Here is a 14,129-nt window from a genome sequence, read left to right as displayed (position 1 = left end):
AGTTCGTCAATTCCTCAGTTCCTCTATTCGAGCAGCGGCGACCAGGCCGGATCCGAGGCGAAGTTCGCTGTCGGGATCGACTGTTCATTGCGGCCGGTGAGGTCGACCGACACAAGTTTTGGTCCGCCATTGGAATCGCGGAAGAACATCAGCACCCGGCCGTTGGGTGCCCAGGTCGGCCCTTCCTGCTGAAAGCCGGTGGACAGGATGCGCTCACCCGAACCGTCGGTGCGCATGACGCCGATCTGGAATTCGCCGCCGGTCTGCTTGGTGAAGGCGATGAGATCGCCGCGCGGCGACCACACCGGCGTCGAATAGACGCCGTCGCCGAACGAGATGCGGGTCTGGCCCGAGCCGTCGGCGCCCATCACATAGATCTGCGCCCGGCCGCCGCGGTCCGAGGTGAACACCACCTTGCTGCCGTCGGGCGAGTAGGACGGTGAGGTATCGATGGCGGTCGAATTGGTAAGCCTGGTCGTCGAGCGGCTTCTCAGGTCCATGGCGAAGATGTTGGAATTTCCGTCGTCGCGCAGAAGGCTCATGATTACTTTCTGGCCGTCCGGCGAAAAGCGCGGCGCAAACGTCATGCCGGGGAAATTGCCGACCAGCTCGCGCTGCCCCGTCTCGATCTGCAGCAGGTACACCCGCGGCTGACCGCTCTCGTAGGACATATAGGTGATTTCCTGCCGGTTGGGCGAGAAGCGCGGCGTCAGCACAATCGACTTGCCGTTCGAGAGATAGCGGACGTTGGCGCCGTCCTGGTCCATGATCGCAAGCCGCTTCTTGCGCGCATTCTTGGCACCGGACTCGTCGATGAAGACGACGCGCGTGTCGAAATAGCCCTTCTCGCCGGTCAGCCGCTCATAGATGGCGTCGGCGATGATGTGGGCGACGCGCCTTGTATTGGCGTCGTTGGCGAAGAACTGTTCGCCCGACATCTGCTGCCCGGCGAAGGTGTCCCACAGCCGGTACTGGGCGCGGACACGGCCGTCAGCCTCCTTGCCGACACTGCCGGTAACCAGCGCCTGCGCATTGATCACCTTCCAGTCTTCGAAGCGCGGCGTCGCATCAGGGTTCGAGATCTTTTCGATGAAGGCGCTTTTGTCGATCGGCGCGAACAGGCCGGAGCGTTTCAGGTCGGCACTGACGATGTCGGAAATCTCGGCGCCGAGCGCATCGCCGCCCTGGAAATCGGTGATGGCGATCGGCAACGGCTCGACATTGCCCTTGTTGACGTTGAGCTCAACGAGCGCCCGCGCCGGCAGGGTGGCAGCAACGGTCATGCCCAGCGCCATCGCTGCGATCGCCAGGAGCGGCTTGAGAATGGATTTCATGTCTTCTCGCTTCTCTTCAAGGATTCTATGGGGGCGCCGGCCTAGAGGCCCAGCATCTCCCTCGGATCGAAAGTGACCTGGATGTCGGACCAGATGTCCTGCTTGCCTGCGGGAACCTGCAAGCCAGCCATGTCGCATTTCTGAACCGCGCGAACGGCACTTTCGTCAAACGGGCGGTTTCCGCTCGACTTTTCGACAGTAGGCCGGCCATCCAGCTTGCCCGACGCGTCAAGATTGAAGCGGACCACGGCGACGAGATCCTCCGCGCCTTCCACTCCGACTGGCAGGGTCCAGCATCCTTGAAGCTGATTTTCCAGGGTTCCCATCTCCGATTTGGAGAGCTTCTGGCCCTGATCCTTGTCGCCGCCGAGCGAAGACTGTTGGGTCGAGCGCTTGGCGCCGCCACCGGCCGGCTTCCGCTTGTCGAGCAGAGCCGAAATCTCGTCGGCGTTGAATTGCTTGTCGTCCGATTTCGGCTTGGATGAGGCTTCCTTGACCGGCTTGTCGGCATCCTTGCGCTCCGGCGCCTTGGCGCTTTCGGCCTGGACCGGCTGCGGCTTCGGCCGAGCCTCCGGCGCGGGGGCCGAGTCGGGAAGCTGCGCCTCCTCGGTTGGCGGTTCCTTGGCAATCGCCTCGGCGACGGCGTCCGGCTTGACCTCGGGCTGTGGATCGATCGCGGCGGTCTTGTCCTGCGGCGGCGTGGGCGTCGGCTCCTTGGCCGGCGTCGGCTTGGGCTCGGTCTGCTTGACCGGTTCTGGCTTGACCTCTTCCTTCGGCTGCGGCACCGGCGCTACCTCCGTAGCGGGAATTGGCTTCGGCTCTTCCTTCGGCTTCGGCACGTCCTCGGGCTTGGGCTTTTCGACCGGCGTCGGCGCGGGTGGCGGGGCCGCCGTCATGTCGACTGGCTGGGGCTTGGGCTCAGGTGTCGGCGGCTTGTCGGTGTCGACGCTGTTATCGCCGACTTTCTGGGCGTCGGGAACGATGTCGGGACGCTGTGTCGGCAGCGGCGCCGGCCTTTCGTGCATCACGGCTTTCTTGTCGCCCTGCAAAACCTGCGAGACGGCCTCCATCGGCACAATGTCCACTGCGACCGACTCGACATCGGACGACGGAAGCGCAGCCGGCGCCGACAGGGTGAACAGCCCAAAGGCGATCGCCACCGTATGCAAAATCACCGATGTGGTGAGGCCGGTCCTCATCTCGCGTTTATTGATCCTGTTTCGGCAGTGTAATCAGGCCGAGGTTCTTGTAGCCTGCGTCCTGGATGAGACCCATCACCACCATCGCGTCGCCATAATTGGTGGTCTTGTCGCCCTTGACGTAAATGCGCTCTTCGTAGCCGGTCTTAGAAATCGCCTTCAGCTTGGCGATCAGCTCCTCCTGCGGGATTTCGGTCTCCTGCACGAAGATCTTGCCTGTGCCGTCGATCGTAATCGTAATCGGCTGGGTATCGGCGTTCATCGCCTTGGCCTTCGTCTCCGGCAGGGTGACCGGCACGCCGACCGTCAACATGGGTGCGGCGACCATGAAGATGATCAGCAGCACCAGCATCACGTCGACCATCGGCGTGACATTGATTTCCGATATCATCGCGTGATGGCGGCCGCGCCGCCTGTGGCCTCGACCACCGCGCCCTCCGCCACCCGCGCCTACAGACATTCCCATGATCGTTCCTCAAGCCTTCTGCGCGACTTTTTCATCGATTTGGCGCGAGAGTATGGCGGAGAACTCATCCGCGAACCCTTCCATGCGCACCGCGATCTTGCTCGCGTCGGACGACAGCTTGTTGTAGGCGATGACGGCCGGGATTGCGGCGAGCAGGCCGATGGCCGTCGCCAGCAGCGCTTCGGCGATGCCGGGCGCGACCACCGATAGGCTGGTGTTCTTCGAGGCGGCGATCGCCTGGAACGAGGTCATGATGCCGATAACCGTGCCAAACAGGCCGATGAAGGGCGCCGCCGAGCCGGTGGTGGCGAGAAAGCCGAGCCGCCCTTCAAGCTTTTCCATCTCGCGGGTCAGCGCCAGATCCATCGCTTTGTCGATGCGGGTCTGCAGGCCGAGTGGCGATTTCGCGCCTTTCTCGAAGCTCTTCTTCCATTCGCGCATGGCGGCGACGAAGATCGCGCTCATGCCGGTCGTCTTGCGGTCGGCGAGCGTGCGGTAAAGCTCTTCCAGCGACTGCCCCGACCAGAACACCTGTTCGAAGCGGTTGAGCGCCAGCCGCATGCGGGCATAGGCGACGAGCTTGTCGACGATGATCGCCCAGGTCCAGATCGAGGCACCAAGCAGCCCGATCATGACCAGCTTGACCACCCAACCGGCCTGCATGAACAAGGCCCAAATCGATAAATGCGCGCCCGGTTCGGCGAGAGCGATGTTTTCCATGTTACGTCCTTAAAGATTTTCCGGGCGTGGCTGGCGGCTGGCCCATGGGCATCCCTTGTGGTCCGTTCGCGTTAGGCTTGCGGAATAACCCCAAATGCACCGTTGGCGGCCTTTTCGGGGCAAATATTGGTGAAAGGAAGGCGCTTGGATTCTCCCAATCTTAACCAATCCCTTCATGGACCGTTATGGTTAAGGATGGGTTAGGACGTACAGCGCGGCGCATTGCCGCGCCCTGATAGGCCGCCTCGCGATTCTGGCCTGGACCGGGAGCTCCGGGATCGTCCGCCTCTGAACCTTTATTTGCGCGTTCTGGGCATGAAGGCTGCGATCCAGTCCTTGGGAAAGCGCCGCGGCCGCCCGTTCTCGCCGACGATCGCCGCTTCGACACGCGCCTCGACCAGCACTTCGCTGCCGCGCTTCAATTGCTGCGCCATGACGATGCGGGCGCCGGAAATCTCGTCGGTGCGCGTATCGATGGTCAGGATGTCATCCATGCGGGCCGAACCGCGGAAATCGATCTCCATGCGCCGCACCACCCAGACTATTTTCTCGCCATGCTTGCCGTCGGCAAGCTCGGTGTGGTGGACGCCGGCCAGCCGCAGATAGTCGGAACGGCCGCGCTCGAAGAATTCGAGATAGCGCGCGTGGTAGACGACGCCGGAAAAATCGGTGTCTGCATAATAGACCCGCGCCATCAGTCGATGGCCGAATTCCGTCAGCGCGCCGGAAAGCCCGGCGGACAATGCCGATTCACCGTGATCGTCCATTGCGCTGTCCTTTTGGCCCGACAGGCCCTGTTTCAAGCAACACCTGTTTTGCGCATAGACCGGCGATGATCAAGACCTGGAGGGCTGGGCCGGGGAACTGCCAGCACCGAAGCCATAAGCAGCGGAACTTAGGGTTCTTCCTGGAACAGGCTGATCTGCTGCTGCGCCAGGTCCTTTGGCGCGTCGAGGCCGAGATGCCGCCAGGCATTGGCCGCCAGCACGCGGCCGCGCGGGGTACGCATGATGAAGCCTTGCTGGATCAGAAAGGGTTCGATGATGTCCTCGATGGCATCGCGTGGCTCGGAAAGCCCGGCCGCGATGGTCTCGATGCCGACCGGCCCGCCGCCGAAATTCCGGGCGATCATCGACAGATAACGGCGGTCGAGCGCGTCGAGGCCGAGCCCGTCGACCTCCAGCCGCGTCAGCGCCTCGTCGGCGATCTTGCGGTCGACATGGCCGTCGCCGGCAACGCTGGCGAAGTCGCGCACCCGGCGCAACAGCCGGCCGGCGATGCGCGGCGTGCCGCGCGCCCTCCGGGCGATCTCCAAGGCACCGTCGTCGCCGAGCGGCATGGCAAGGATGCGGGCGCCACGCCGCACGATCTGCTCGAGTTCCTCGACCGAGTAGAAATTGAGCCGCACCGGAATGCCGAAGCGGTCGCGCAGCGGGTTGGTCAACAGGCCGAGCCGGGTGGTGGCGGCGACAAGCGTGAAGCGGGCCAGGTCGATCTTGATCGAGCGCGCCGCCGGCCCCTCGCCGATGATCAGGTCGAGCTGGAAATCCTCCATCGCCGGATAGAGGATTTCCTCGACCGCCGGGTTGAGCCGGTGGATCTCGTCGATGAACAGCACGTCGCGGTCTTCGAGGTTGGTGAGCAGCGCCGCGAGATCGCCGGCCTTGGCGATAACCGGACCCGAGGTCGAGCGGAAATTGACGCCGAGCTCGCGCGCCATGATCTGCGCCAGCGTCGTTTTGCCGAGGCCGGGCGGGCCGACGAACAGCACATGGTCGAGCGCTTCGCTGCGGCCCTTGGCGGCCTCGATGAACACTTTGAGATTGGCTCGCACCGCCGCCTGGCCGACGAAGTCGCCGAGCGTCTGCGGCCGCAAGGTCTGCTCGGCGTCCTCGCCGCGTCTGTCGGGAGCAATGAGGCGTGGCGAAAGGCTCATGCGCATACCGCTCGAAGGAAAAAGTTCGTATCGACACGGATTAACGTCACCCGGCACCCTCTCGTTCGGCGTCTTGCTGCTCGCCAACAAGCTGGCGGCCCACTGCATCCCTTACCACCGCGTCGATCTGTTCCAGCGTAGCGGGCCCGTTAGGTGGATCACCCAGAAATCCAGCGAGGTCGGCAAATTCGAGATTGCGCGGCGTTCCTATCAGGAGACCATCCACGACCGTCCAGGCAACAGTATCGCCTGACTTGAGCGACAACTCGTTCCGGACTTTCTTTGGAATCGTAAGCTGCCCCCTGGAGGTCAAGCCCGCATATCCGACCATGCTCTTGTTCCTAGTCGGAATTTATTTGTCGGGCAACATCTCACCGTGCCAGCTCCTTCAGCCCGAAGCGGATCAGCTTCGACGCGTCCGCTTCCTCGCCGGCCGTCTTCAACGCCGCCGCCACTGCGTTGGCGGCAGTGTCGCGAGAATAGCCGAGATTGACCAGCGCCGAGACTGCGTCGGTGATCGGCGCCGAAGCAACGCCTTCGCCGAGCTCCTGCTTCAGGCCGATGGTGCCGGAGGCAGCACCTGCATAGGCCGGCGCCTTGTTCTTCAACTCGGTGACGATGCGCTCCGCCACCTTCTTGCCGACGCCCGGCGCGCGGCTGACCATGGCGATATCGCGCAACGCAATCGCATTGGCGAGGTCGGCCGGCGCCAGCGTCGACAGGATTGCCAGCGCCACCTTGGCGCCGACGCCCTGCACATTGTTCATCAACAACCGGAACCATTCGCGCTCCAGCACCGACTGGAACCCATAGAGCCGCAGCATATCCTCGCGCACATAGGTCTCGATGAACAATATCACCGCCTCGCCGGGCGGCGGCAATGCGGCAAGCGTGCGCGCCGAGCAATAGGCGACATAGCCGACGCCATGCACGTCGACGATGCAGAAATCCTCGTCGATCTCGTCCAGCGTGCCTTTTAGCTTGCCGATCATTTGAGCTTGCCGATCATGCCGGGTGGGTTTCCGGAGAGATGATATCGAGGTCCGGGAAATAGCTGCGATAGCGCGCGGCATCGCGCGTCAGCAGGCGATGCCCAGCGACAACCGCATGGGCTCCAATAAAGAAATCCGGCAGCGTTCGTTCGCGGAGGCCGCCGGCGCGGCGATAGCGGGAGTGCGTGACACCAGCAAGGAAGGCCGCTTCCCACGGCAGGAATTCGCGATCCATCTTGAGCATGTCGACTGCTTGGCGAAGGGCCTGTTCGGTCGCGATCAACGGCGCGAGTTCGGACCAGACGATTGCATTGATTACGAGCGCGCCGTCGCGCCGGCATGCGGTGATCGCCGACGCCGACCATTTCCTCTCCTGTCCGGCAGGACCCCAAACGTCGATCAGGACATTTGTGTCAATCAATGTCGAGGTCTTCACGCGGGCCCCTCAGCCATTCCACATATTCGTCCGCCGTCATGCCCCCCAGATCCAGCGTACCAGCCATACGGCCGAGCATCTGGCTGAATCTGCGCGAGGCTTCCTCCTTCGACATGTTTTCGTCGACCGCAATGACACGAGCACCGTCCTCGGTGGGGACGAACTCCACCTCCGAGCCCGGGCCGATACCCAGATGATCCCGTATTTCCTTCGGGATGGTCACTTGGCCCTTGGTGGTAACGCGCATGGTAATACCTCGTTGGTATTACTTATTGTTCACTGGAGAACAAGTCAAGAACAAACTTATTCGGCCAGCATCGCCATCCTGTAGGCGATGCTCTGCCTGTGATGCGCGTGACAGATGGCGATGGCCAGCGCATCGGCGGCGTCGTCGGTGTCGAAAGTCGCCTTCGGCATCAGCACCTTGACCATCATATGGATCTGCTTCTTGTCGCCATGGCCGACGCCGATCACCGCCTTCTTGACGGCGTTGGGCGCATATTCGGCAACGGCAAGGCCGGCGCGCGCCGGCACCAGCATGGCGATGCCGCGTGCCTGGCCGAGTTTCAGCGTCGCCGCGGCATCCTTGTTGACGAAGGTCTGCTCGACCGCCGCCTCGTGCGGCATCGTGGCATGCAGGATCTCGGCAAGCCCGTCATGCAATTGGCAAAGACGCACCGCCAGCGCCGCCTTGTCGTCGGACCGTACTGTGCCGGAAGCGACGAAGCGCAGCGAATTGCCAAGGCTTTCGACGATGCCCCAGCCGGTGCGCCTAAGCCCCGGATCGATGCCGATGATGCGAATCGCTTCCCCCATCCGCCAAGTCTACCTTCGGCGGGCAGCGATGCCAGCGAAATGTGAACAAACCAGAAACGGGGCTCGTGATGTCCACAAAGCCTCTGAGACCGTTTCGAAAGGTCGCTCCGGCGAGTCATATGGTGGTGGTTTCGGGAACCGGAGCGCAGCGGACATTTGGGTCCGTGAGCCCACGCGTGATCCCGAGGGGATCATGCGCAATCAAAGTGCTGCAGCGTCCTTTGCGCGTCCAAAAGGACGCGGCGCTGCAGGTAAGCGGAGAAAACGCCGCCAGATGGCCGCTGGAGTAGAGTTTCCAAACGGTCTCTCAGCCGCGGGCGAAAGCCGTGTTGAGCAACGTGATCTGGTCGGAGACCGGATTGAGGCGACGGCTCGACTGAGGCACCTCGGCGAGGCCGCCATAGATCTCCTCGTCCATGCGGCGCACCAGCGCCTGCAGGCGCAGCGAGCGGTTGACGAGGTCGACGAAATCCGTCGGCAGCTCGGCCCAGCCGGGCGCCTCGTCATGCGCGGAGGCGGTGTCGAGACGCACCTTGGATTTTTCGGAAGCCACCTGATCGCGGGTCATCTCGCCGGAATTCGCCGCCCGCTGCAAAAGCAGCCACGAGGCGACCTGCATCAGCCTGGTGGTCAGCCGCATCGACTCGGCCGCATAAAGCGTCGCCGCCAGCCTCGACAGCTTCTTGGCCTCGGCGCGGCCCTTGCCGTCGAGATATTCGGCCGCCTGCTCGACCAAGCCCATGCCTTCCTGATAGAGCGGCTTGAAGGATTGGGAGAAAACCCGGCGCTCCGCCAGCTTGATGGTGTTCGCGCTCGCCTTCGAAGGCTCGTTCATCGCTGCGCCCCTGCACTTGCCTGACAGCCGGCCGATTCGGCTCTTGGCCGCCATATCCGGCAGCCTAAACGACTGAAGCTTGAAAATGCGCTTCGCTGCCGGCGAAGGCAAGCACATGTTTAACAAACGGTTAACGGCCGCATTTGGCCCAAGGGGCTCCATACCGGCGAACAAAAAAAGAGCCGCGGATAAGGCGGCTCTCAGGAGTTTAACAGGGAGGCGTCAAACAAAGTGGCTCCAACCACTCGGTAAGAATCCAGATCACTGGATGGACATAGTAAACGCCTGTAAAGCTTAACAAAGCCTTAACGCAGGGCATATTTTTCGATCAAGCGCCCAGCATCTGTGCCGTAACAGCACAGCTGGCCGGCTAAGCCGCCGCTCTCACCACCGGCTGGAAGTGGGGGCGACGCGCTTGCGCCACGGTTCCTCCAGATCGTGACCGACATACCGAAACAGATCCGCTCGCCGCGCGACATCGTTCCGAAACAGGCGCCGCGCTAAACGCCCGCTCCTCGCAACGAGGCGGAGCAAAATTGCGCTCCGGCAATCATGAAAATTTCTCAAGGAGCGAACAATGGACTGGTACTCGGCCGTTAAATTTCTGCACATCGTCTCGGCGATCCTCTGGGTCGGCGGCGGCTTCACCCTGATGCTGCTTGCGGTACGCGCCGACCGCGCTGGAAACGTCGAAGGCATGTTGCAGGCGATGCGCGCCACTGGCGAGCTCGGTAACCGGTTCGTCGCGCCGATATCGATGCTGACATTGCTCTTCGGCCTCATCATGTGCGGCTTCTGGGTCGGCTTTTCCGATTTGTGGGTGCTGATCGGCCTTGCCGGTTATGCGACGACCTTCTGCATCGGCATGTTCGTCTTCAAGCCGACTGCCGACCGCATGGCAGGCATGATCGCCAAGGATGGCGTGACGCCGGCGGTGCTTGCCCAGGGCCAGCGCGTCCTCAATGCCGCGCGCTTCGACTATTCGGTGATGCTGATGATCATCGCGGACATGGTGCTGAAGCCGACACTGCACGACATCACCATTCTTGGCTGCATGGCGTTCGTGCTGGCAACCGGCGCTGCTCTCGCGCTTGGCAGGACGCGGCCGCTGCTGCCGAGTGCCGCCTGAGGTTTAAGGAATCCGGCGGCGGCCGCCTGGGGCCGCCGTCTTACAGAAGGCCGGCGATGCCGTCCCACAGAAGCTTGACCGCGACGACCGCCACGGTCGCATAGGTGAAGGGATAGAACAGCTCCGGCCGCATCCGCCGCACCAGCCAGGCGCCGGCGATTGTCGACAGCGGCGCCAGCGGCATCAGCACCGCCGACGCGGTCAAATTGGTGGTGTCGAACTGGCCGAGCGCGAAATAGGGGATGAGCTTCAGTGCATTGGTGACGGCGAAGAAGATCGCCGCGGTGCCGGACAGCACCTTCGGATCCAGCCTGATCGGCAACGCATAGACCTGAAAAGGCGGGCCGCCGACATGGGCGACGAAGCTGGTGAACCCGGCAACGGTACCCCAGAAGCCGGCGGCAACGCGGTTGGGCTCCGCCGCGTGGCCGGCACCGTGGCGGAGTTGCAAATAGAGCCAGCGCAGCACGAAGATCAGGGCGACCGCGCCGACGATCAGCCGGACCATCTCTTCGGTTACAAGTGCCGCCGTCAGCCAGCCAAGGGCAATGCCGATCACGGCACCCGGCATCATGTCGGCCAGCATCTTGCGGTCGAAGATACCCCACCATGTCCACACCGAGACAATGTCCATCAGGCACAGAATTGGCAGAAGAATTGCGGCAGCCTGAACCGGCGGCATGGTCAGCGCCATCAATGGCACGCCGACAAAGCCGACGGCGCCGCCGAAGCCGCCTTTCGACAGGCCGACGAGGATGACGGCCGGCATGGCCGCGGCATAGAACCAGGGATCGATGAGCAGGCCTGACATGGGGAAAGGAGGCTGGAGGGAAAGTTGAACTCTGGAATAGACCAGAAATGGCCAGACCGCGACCGCAAATACGTGGGCCACGCCACCGGAGCCCGTCACATATTTGGCATGTCGAGCGGCGGCGGGCGTCTCCGGATCGGCTGCGCCTTGATGATGGCGGTGCTGGTTTCGGCCTTGTCGGCGATGCGGTCGAGAATCCCGTCGAGCTCGCCGATCGAGCGGACGAACAGCCGGGCGACGAAGCAGTCATCGCCCGTCACCTTGTCGCATTCGCCGAATTCCGGGATTTCCTCGATCAGCTTCTGGACGATGTGCAGCTTACCGGGCAACGGCCGGATGCGAACGATCGCCTGCAAGGCGTAGCCGAGCGCCTGCGGATCGATGTCGATGGTGAATGCGCGAATGACGCCGCGATCCTCAAGCCGCCGAAGCCGCTCCGAAACGCTTGGCGACGACAACCCGACCTGCAGCGCCAGTTCCTTCAGCGAGGTCCGTGAATCCCTGACCAGGATATCGAGGAGCTTTCTATCGAGCTCGTCCAGCATTTTACAATTCCAAGAAAAAGCCGATGTTTACCTAATTAAATTAGGTTCGTTCTGCATATCACCAGCTACAAGTCATGGAAAGGCCCATATCTGCCGTGGGATTATAGAATCTCAACGGGTTTCGGGAGCATCCATGGACAACACGGTACGCGGCACGATCGAAATGACTGCGGCGATGGCGATCCTCGGCACGATCGGCTGGTTCGTCGTCCTGTCCGGCCAACCCATCATGGACGTGGTGTTCTGGCGCTGCGCCTTCGGTGCGGTAACGCTGCTGGTTATCTGCACGGCGCTGGGACTGCTGCGCGGCAGGCTGTCGCTTCGCATTGTCGCGATCGCGGCTCTCGGCGGTGCTGCCATCGTTATCAACTGGCTGCTGCTGTTCAGCGCGTTTTCCCGCGCGTCGATCTCGATCGCCACGGCTGTCTACAATACGCAACCCTTCATGCTGGTCGGTTTTGGCGCGCTCTTCTTCTCCGAACGGCTGACGGTGACCAAGCTGACCTGGCTCGGCATCGCCTTCGCCGGCATGCTGCTGATCGTGCAGGCCGCGCCCGATGCAGGCGATCATGGTACGGATTACTTTACCGGCATTGCGATGGCGCTGGCCGCGGCTTTCTTCTGGGCCGTTGCGGCTATCGTCACCAAGAAGCTCAAAGGCACGCCGCCGCACCTGATCGCCCTGATCCAGGTCTGCGTCGGCGTTCTCATGCTGGCACCTTTCGCCAATCTCACGCACCTTCCCGTCGATGCGCGGAGCTGGGTCATGCTGGCGACGCTCGGCATCGTCCACACCGGCCTGATGTACATCCTCATGTACGGCGCCATCCAGAAGCTGCCGACGCATCTGCAGGGATCGCTGTCCTTCATCTATCCAGTCGTCGCCATCCTCGTCGACGTCGTCGCCTTCGGCCACCGGCTGCATCCGGCGCAGATCGCCGGCGCCGCCGCCATCCTGGTCGCCGCCGCCGGCATGAACCTCGGCTGGTCGCTGTGGAAATCGAAGGTGCCTGCGTAGGGCCGCAAGCGACCAGGCGAGGAGAATTTCGGCCAACGGCAGCCATGCTGCCGAGCCCGATAGAATCTTGACGGCAATCGTGATCCCGCTGCCGCCTGTTCAATCCCCGCACTTTGCTCTATGCCGCAATGCAACCATCTTCGCCCGGCATAGGCGATAACCGGGACCGAACACCAATGAATGACGCAACGCCCCCCAACCGCTGCCGTATCGTGCTGATCGCGCCGCCGAACGTGCCGGCCGAGCGCATCGCCGCAGCCTTCGACGGCGGTGACGTCGCCTCGCTGATCCTGCCGGAAAACGGCATGGACGAGGCCGCCTTCCAGGCCTTTGCCGAGCAGATCGTGCCGGTGGCGCAAGCGGCCGGCATTGCCGTCATCATTGCTGGCGACACCCGCATCGCCGGCCGCGTCCAGGCCGACGGCATCCATGTCGAGGTCGGCAAGGACGAGCTCGCCGAAACGATCGAACACTTCCAGGCCAGGATGATGGTCGGCACCGGCGGCGCCAAGACCCGCGACGACGCGCTGGAACTTGGCGAGGTCAGGCCCGATTATATTTTCTTCGGTCGCTTCGGCTACGACAACAAGCCGGAGCCGCATCCCCGCAACCTGTCGCTCGGGCAATGGTGGGCGGACGTGATCCAGATCCCTTGCATCGTCATGGCCGGATCCGATCTTGCCTCGGTGGAAGCTGTCGCCGCCACCGGTGCCGAATTCGTGGCGCTTTCCAGCGCGGTTTTCGCCGGCGACGTCGATCCGAAGACGGCGGTTGCCACCGCCAACGCGCTGCTCGACGAAACCGCACCGCGCTTCGAGGACTGACGTGCTCTCTCGGACGATCCTTTTCAGCGCTTTTCTCGCAACGGCCGTAACCCAGGCGATAGCGGCGGAACCCGTTCCGCTGCCGCAGCCGAGGCCGGATTCCAGCGAGCCTGCCGACAAGCCGTTTCTCCCACCATTGCCGCAGCCCGCCACCACGGCCCCTTTGCCGTCGCCCGATACCATCAACCCCGACCGCTTCGGCGCAAAACCGTCCGACGCCGCCTACGGCGCCTTTCAGCGCGGCCTCTACAAGACGGCCTACAACCTTGCGATTTCCCGTGCTCAAAACGGCGATCCGGCGGCACAGACGCTGGTGGCCGAGATATTGTCGCGCGGCCTCGGCGTGCCGGTCGACGCGGCAGGGGCGGCGAAGTGGTATGCGCTTGCCGCCGAGCAGGGCATCCCGGAATCGCAATTCCAGTATGCGCTGATGCTGCTCGATGGCCGCTACGTCAAAAAGGACGAGAAGGAGGCCTATGCGCTGATGCAGGCCGCCGCCGAAGCCGGCAACCGCCTGGCGCAGTTTAATTTTGCCCAGCTGATGGTCGAACAGGAGCCCGGCGATGCCGGTATTGCCAAAGCCGTATCCTATTACGAGCGCGCCGCCGCGACCGGGCTTGCCGACGCACAATATGCGATGGCACAGGTCTACGCCAATGGCGCCGGCGGCAAGCCGCGCGACGATGTCCGCGCCCGCGGCCTGCTGGCACAGGCTGCGCGGCAGAACTACGACACGGCGCAGATCGATCTCGCCACCTGGATGATCGAGGGGCGCGGCGGCGCCCGCGACCTGAAATCGGGCTTTAACTGGATGAAGCAGGCCGCAGAAGGCGGCAACGTCGCCGCCCAGAACCGTCTCGCCAAGCTCTACATGAACGGCATCGGCACCGATCCGGATCTGATCCTCGCCGGCGCCTGGTATGTTGTCGCCCGCCGCGCTGGGCTCATCGACCAAGAGATGGACGATTTCCTGCAGGGCCTGACCGACGAGCAGACGCAGCAGGCGCTGCAACGGGCCAATCGCCTGCCCTGACTGTGATCTCGCGACTCATTGCACCCGGACTCGCA

General features: G+C 63.1%; 18 protein-coding genes and 1 pseudogene. 5 read left to right on the top strand and 14 right to left on the bottom strand.

Annotation, left to right across the window (positions count from 1 at the left end):
• Positions 1–23: 23 nt before the first annotated feature.
• The 6 genes from tolB to ruvB all read right to left on the bottom strand — a co-directional run bounded on the left by tolB (position 24) and on the right by ruvB (position 5,655).
• Positions 24–1,295: a Tol-Pal system beta propeller repeat protein TolB gene (gene tolB, locus NKJ93_RS06885; protein ID WP_502897679.1), complete on the bottom strand. Its 1,272-nt coding sequence runs from the start codon at positions 1,293–1,295 to the stop codon at positions 24–26.
• A gap of 80 nt (positions 1,296–1,375) precedes the next feature.
• Positions 1,376–2,533: a cell envelope integrity protein TolA gene (gene tolA, locus NKJ93_RS06880; RefSeq protein WP_352588253.1), complete on the bottom strand. Its 1,158-nt coding sequence runs from the start codon at positions 2,531–2,533 to the stop codon at positions 1,376–1,378.
• Positions 2,534–2,540: 7 nt separating this feature from the next.
• On the bottom strand, positions 2,541–2,999 hold the full coding sequence (tolR, locus tag NKJ93_RS06875) for a protein TolR (protein WP_023677996.1): 459 nt from the start codon (positions 2,997–2,999) through the stop codon (positions 2,541–2,543).
• 9 nt (positions 3,000–3,008) lie between these two features.
• On the bottom strand, positions 3,009–3,719 hold the full coding sequence (tolQ, locus tag NKJ93_RS06870) for a protein TolQ (protein WP_023677997.1): 711 nt from the start codon (positions 3,717–3,719) through the stop codon (positions 3,009–3,011).
• 296 nt (positions 3,720–4,015) lie between these two features.
• Positions 4,016–4,486, bottom strand: coding sequence for a tol-pal system-associated acyl-CoA thioesterase (gene ybgC, locus NKJ93_RS06865; protein ID WP_023677998.1), 471 nt, complete (start codon positions 4,484–4,486; stop codon positions 4,016–4,018).
• A gap of 128 nt (positions 4,487–4,614) precedes the next feature.
• Complete coding sequence (gene ruvB / locus NKJ93_RS06860; RefSeq protein ID WP_352480920.1) at positions 4,615–5,655, bottom strand: Holliday junction branch migration DNA helicase RuvB; 1,041 nt, start codon at positions 5,653–5,655, stop codon at positions 4,615–4,617.
• Here ruvB and NKJ93_RS33570 point away from each other — a divergent pair.
• Positions 5,654–5,908, top strand: a complete 255-nt coding sequence (locus NKJ93_RS33570; RefSeq protein ID WP_502904378.1) for a hypothetical protein — start codon at positions 5,654–5,656, stop codon at positions 5,906–5,908. The genes ruvB and NKJ93_RS33570 overlap by 2 nt on opposite strands.
• A 3-nt stretch (positions 5,909–5,911) precedes the next feature.
• Here the strand turns inward: NKJ93_RS33570 and NKJ93_RS33565 are convergent.
• The 6 genes and pseudogenes from NKJ93_RS33565 to rcdA all read right to left on the bottom strand — a co-directional run.
• Positions 5,912–5,986 (bottom strand): annotated as a pseudogene (locus NKJ93_RS33565) (AbrB/MazE/SpoVT family DNA-binding domain-containing protein); the annotation flags it as partial.
• Positions 5,987–6,026: 40 nt separating this feature from the next.
• On the bottom strand, positions 6,027–6,647 hold the full coding sequence (gene ruvA / locus NKJ93_RS06850) for a Holliday junction branch migration protein RuvA (RefSeq protein WP_023719613.1): 621 nt from the start codon (positions 6,645–6,647) through the stop codon (positions 6,027–6,029).
• Positions 6,648–6,660: 13 nt separating this feature from the next.
• A complete protein-coding gene (locus NKJ93_RS06845) occupies positions 6,661–7,083 on the bottom strand; it encodes a type II toxin-antitoxin system VapC family toxin (protein WP_352588247.1) in 423 nt (140 codons plus the stop codon).
• Positions 7,061–7,330, bottom strand: a complete 270-nt coding sequence (locus tag NKJ93_RS06840; protein ID WP_023719615.1) for an AbrB/MazE/SpoVT family DNA-binding domain-containing protein — start codon at positions 7,328–7,330, stop codon at positions 7,061–7,063. The genes NKJ93_RS06845 and NKJ93_RS06840 overlap by 23 nt, the downstream gene beginning before the upstream one ends.
• Before the next feature lie 56 nt (positions 7,331–7,386).
• Positions 7,387–7,899 carry a crossover junction endodeoxyribonuclease RuvC gene (gene ruvC / locus NKJ93_RS06835; RefSeq protein ID WP_352480921.1) on the bottom strand — a complete coding sequence of 171 codons (513 nt, stop codon included), beginning with the start codon at positions 7,897–7,899 and terminating at the stop codon, positions 7,387–7,389.
• Positions 7,900–8,206: 307 nt separating this feature from the next.
• The gene (gene rcdA / locus NKJ93_RS06830) at positions 8,207–8,734 is read right to left on the bottom strand and encodes a protease adaptor protein RcdA (protein WP_023719617.1); all 528 of its coding nucleotides are present in this window, start codon (positions 8,732–8,734) and stop codon (positions 8,207–8,209) included.
• A gap of 577 nt (positions 8,735–9,311) precedes the next feature.
• Here rcdA and NKJ93_RS06825 point away from each other — a divergent pair.
• A complete protein-coding gene (locus NKJ93_RS06825; protein ID WP_352588244.1) occupies positions 9,312–9,863 on the top strand; it encodes a DUF2269 family protein in 552 nt (183 codons plus the stop codon).
• A 40-nt stretch (positions 9,864–9,903) separates the two neighbouring features.
• Here NKJ93_RS06825 and NKJ93_RS06820 read toward each other — a convergent pair whose 3' ends face one another.
• Complete coding sequence (locus NKJ93_RS06820) at positions 9,904–10,674, bottom strand: sulfite exporter TauE/SafE family protein (RefSeq protein ID WP_023719619.1); 771 nt, start codon at positions 10,672–10,674, stop codon at positions 9,904–9,906.
• Between the two features lie 95 nt (positions 10,675–10,769).
• Complete coding sequence (locus tag NKJ93_RS06815) at positions 10,770–11,219, bottom strand: Lrp/AsnC family transcriptional regulator (protein ID WP_023719620.1); 450 nt, start codon at positions 11,217–11,219, stop codon at positions 10,770–10,772.
• A 133-nt stretch (positions 11,220–11,352) separates the two neighbouring features.
• On the opposite strand from NKJ93_RS06815, the gene NKJ93_RS06810 reads away from it, so the two are divergent.
• The 3 genes from NKJ93_RS06810 to NKJ93_RS06800 all read left to right on the top strand — a co-directional run bounded on the left by NKJ93_RS06810 (position 11,353) and on the right by NKJ93_RS06800 (position 14,094).
• Positions 11,353–12,237 carry a DMT family transporter gene (locus tag NKJ93_RS06810; RefSeq protein WP_352588241.1) on the top strand — a complete coding sequence of 295 codons (885 nt, stop codon included), beginning with the start codon at positions 11,353–11,355 and terminating at the stop codon, positions 12,235–12,237.
• A gap of 176 nt (positions 12,238–12,413) precedes the next feature.
• Positions 12,414–13,061 carry a thiamine phosphate synthase gene (locus NKJ93_RS06805; protein WP_023719622.1) on the top strand — a complete coding sequence of 216 codons (648 nt, stop codon included), beginning with the start codon at positions 12,414–12,416 and terminating at the stop codon, positions 13,059–13,061.
• 1 nt (position 13,062) lies between these two features.
• The gene (locus NKJ93_RS06800; RefSeq protein WP_352588238.1) at positions 13,063–14,094 is read left to right on the top strand and encodes a tetratricopeptide repeat protein; all 1,032 of its coding nucleotides are present in this window, start codon (positions 13,063–13,065) and stop codon (positions 14,092–14,094) included.
• Positions 14,095–14,129 lie beyond the last annotated feature (35 nt).

Origin of the sequence: Mesorhizobium sp. M0028 (genome assembly GCF_040323855.1) — a bacterium.
In the GTDB taxonomy this organism is placed as follows: domain Bacteria; phylum Pseudomonadota; class Alphaproteobacteria; order Rhizobiales; family Rhizobiaceae; genus Mesorhizobium.
The sequence above is the reverse complement of the archived record's forward strand: the minus strand, read 5'-3'. Positions and strand labels throughout refer to the sequence as shown.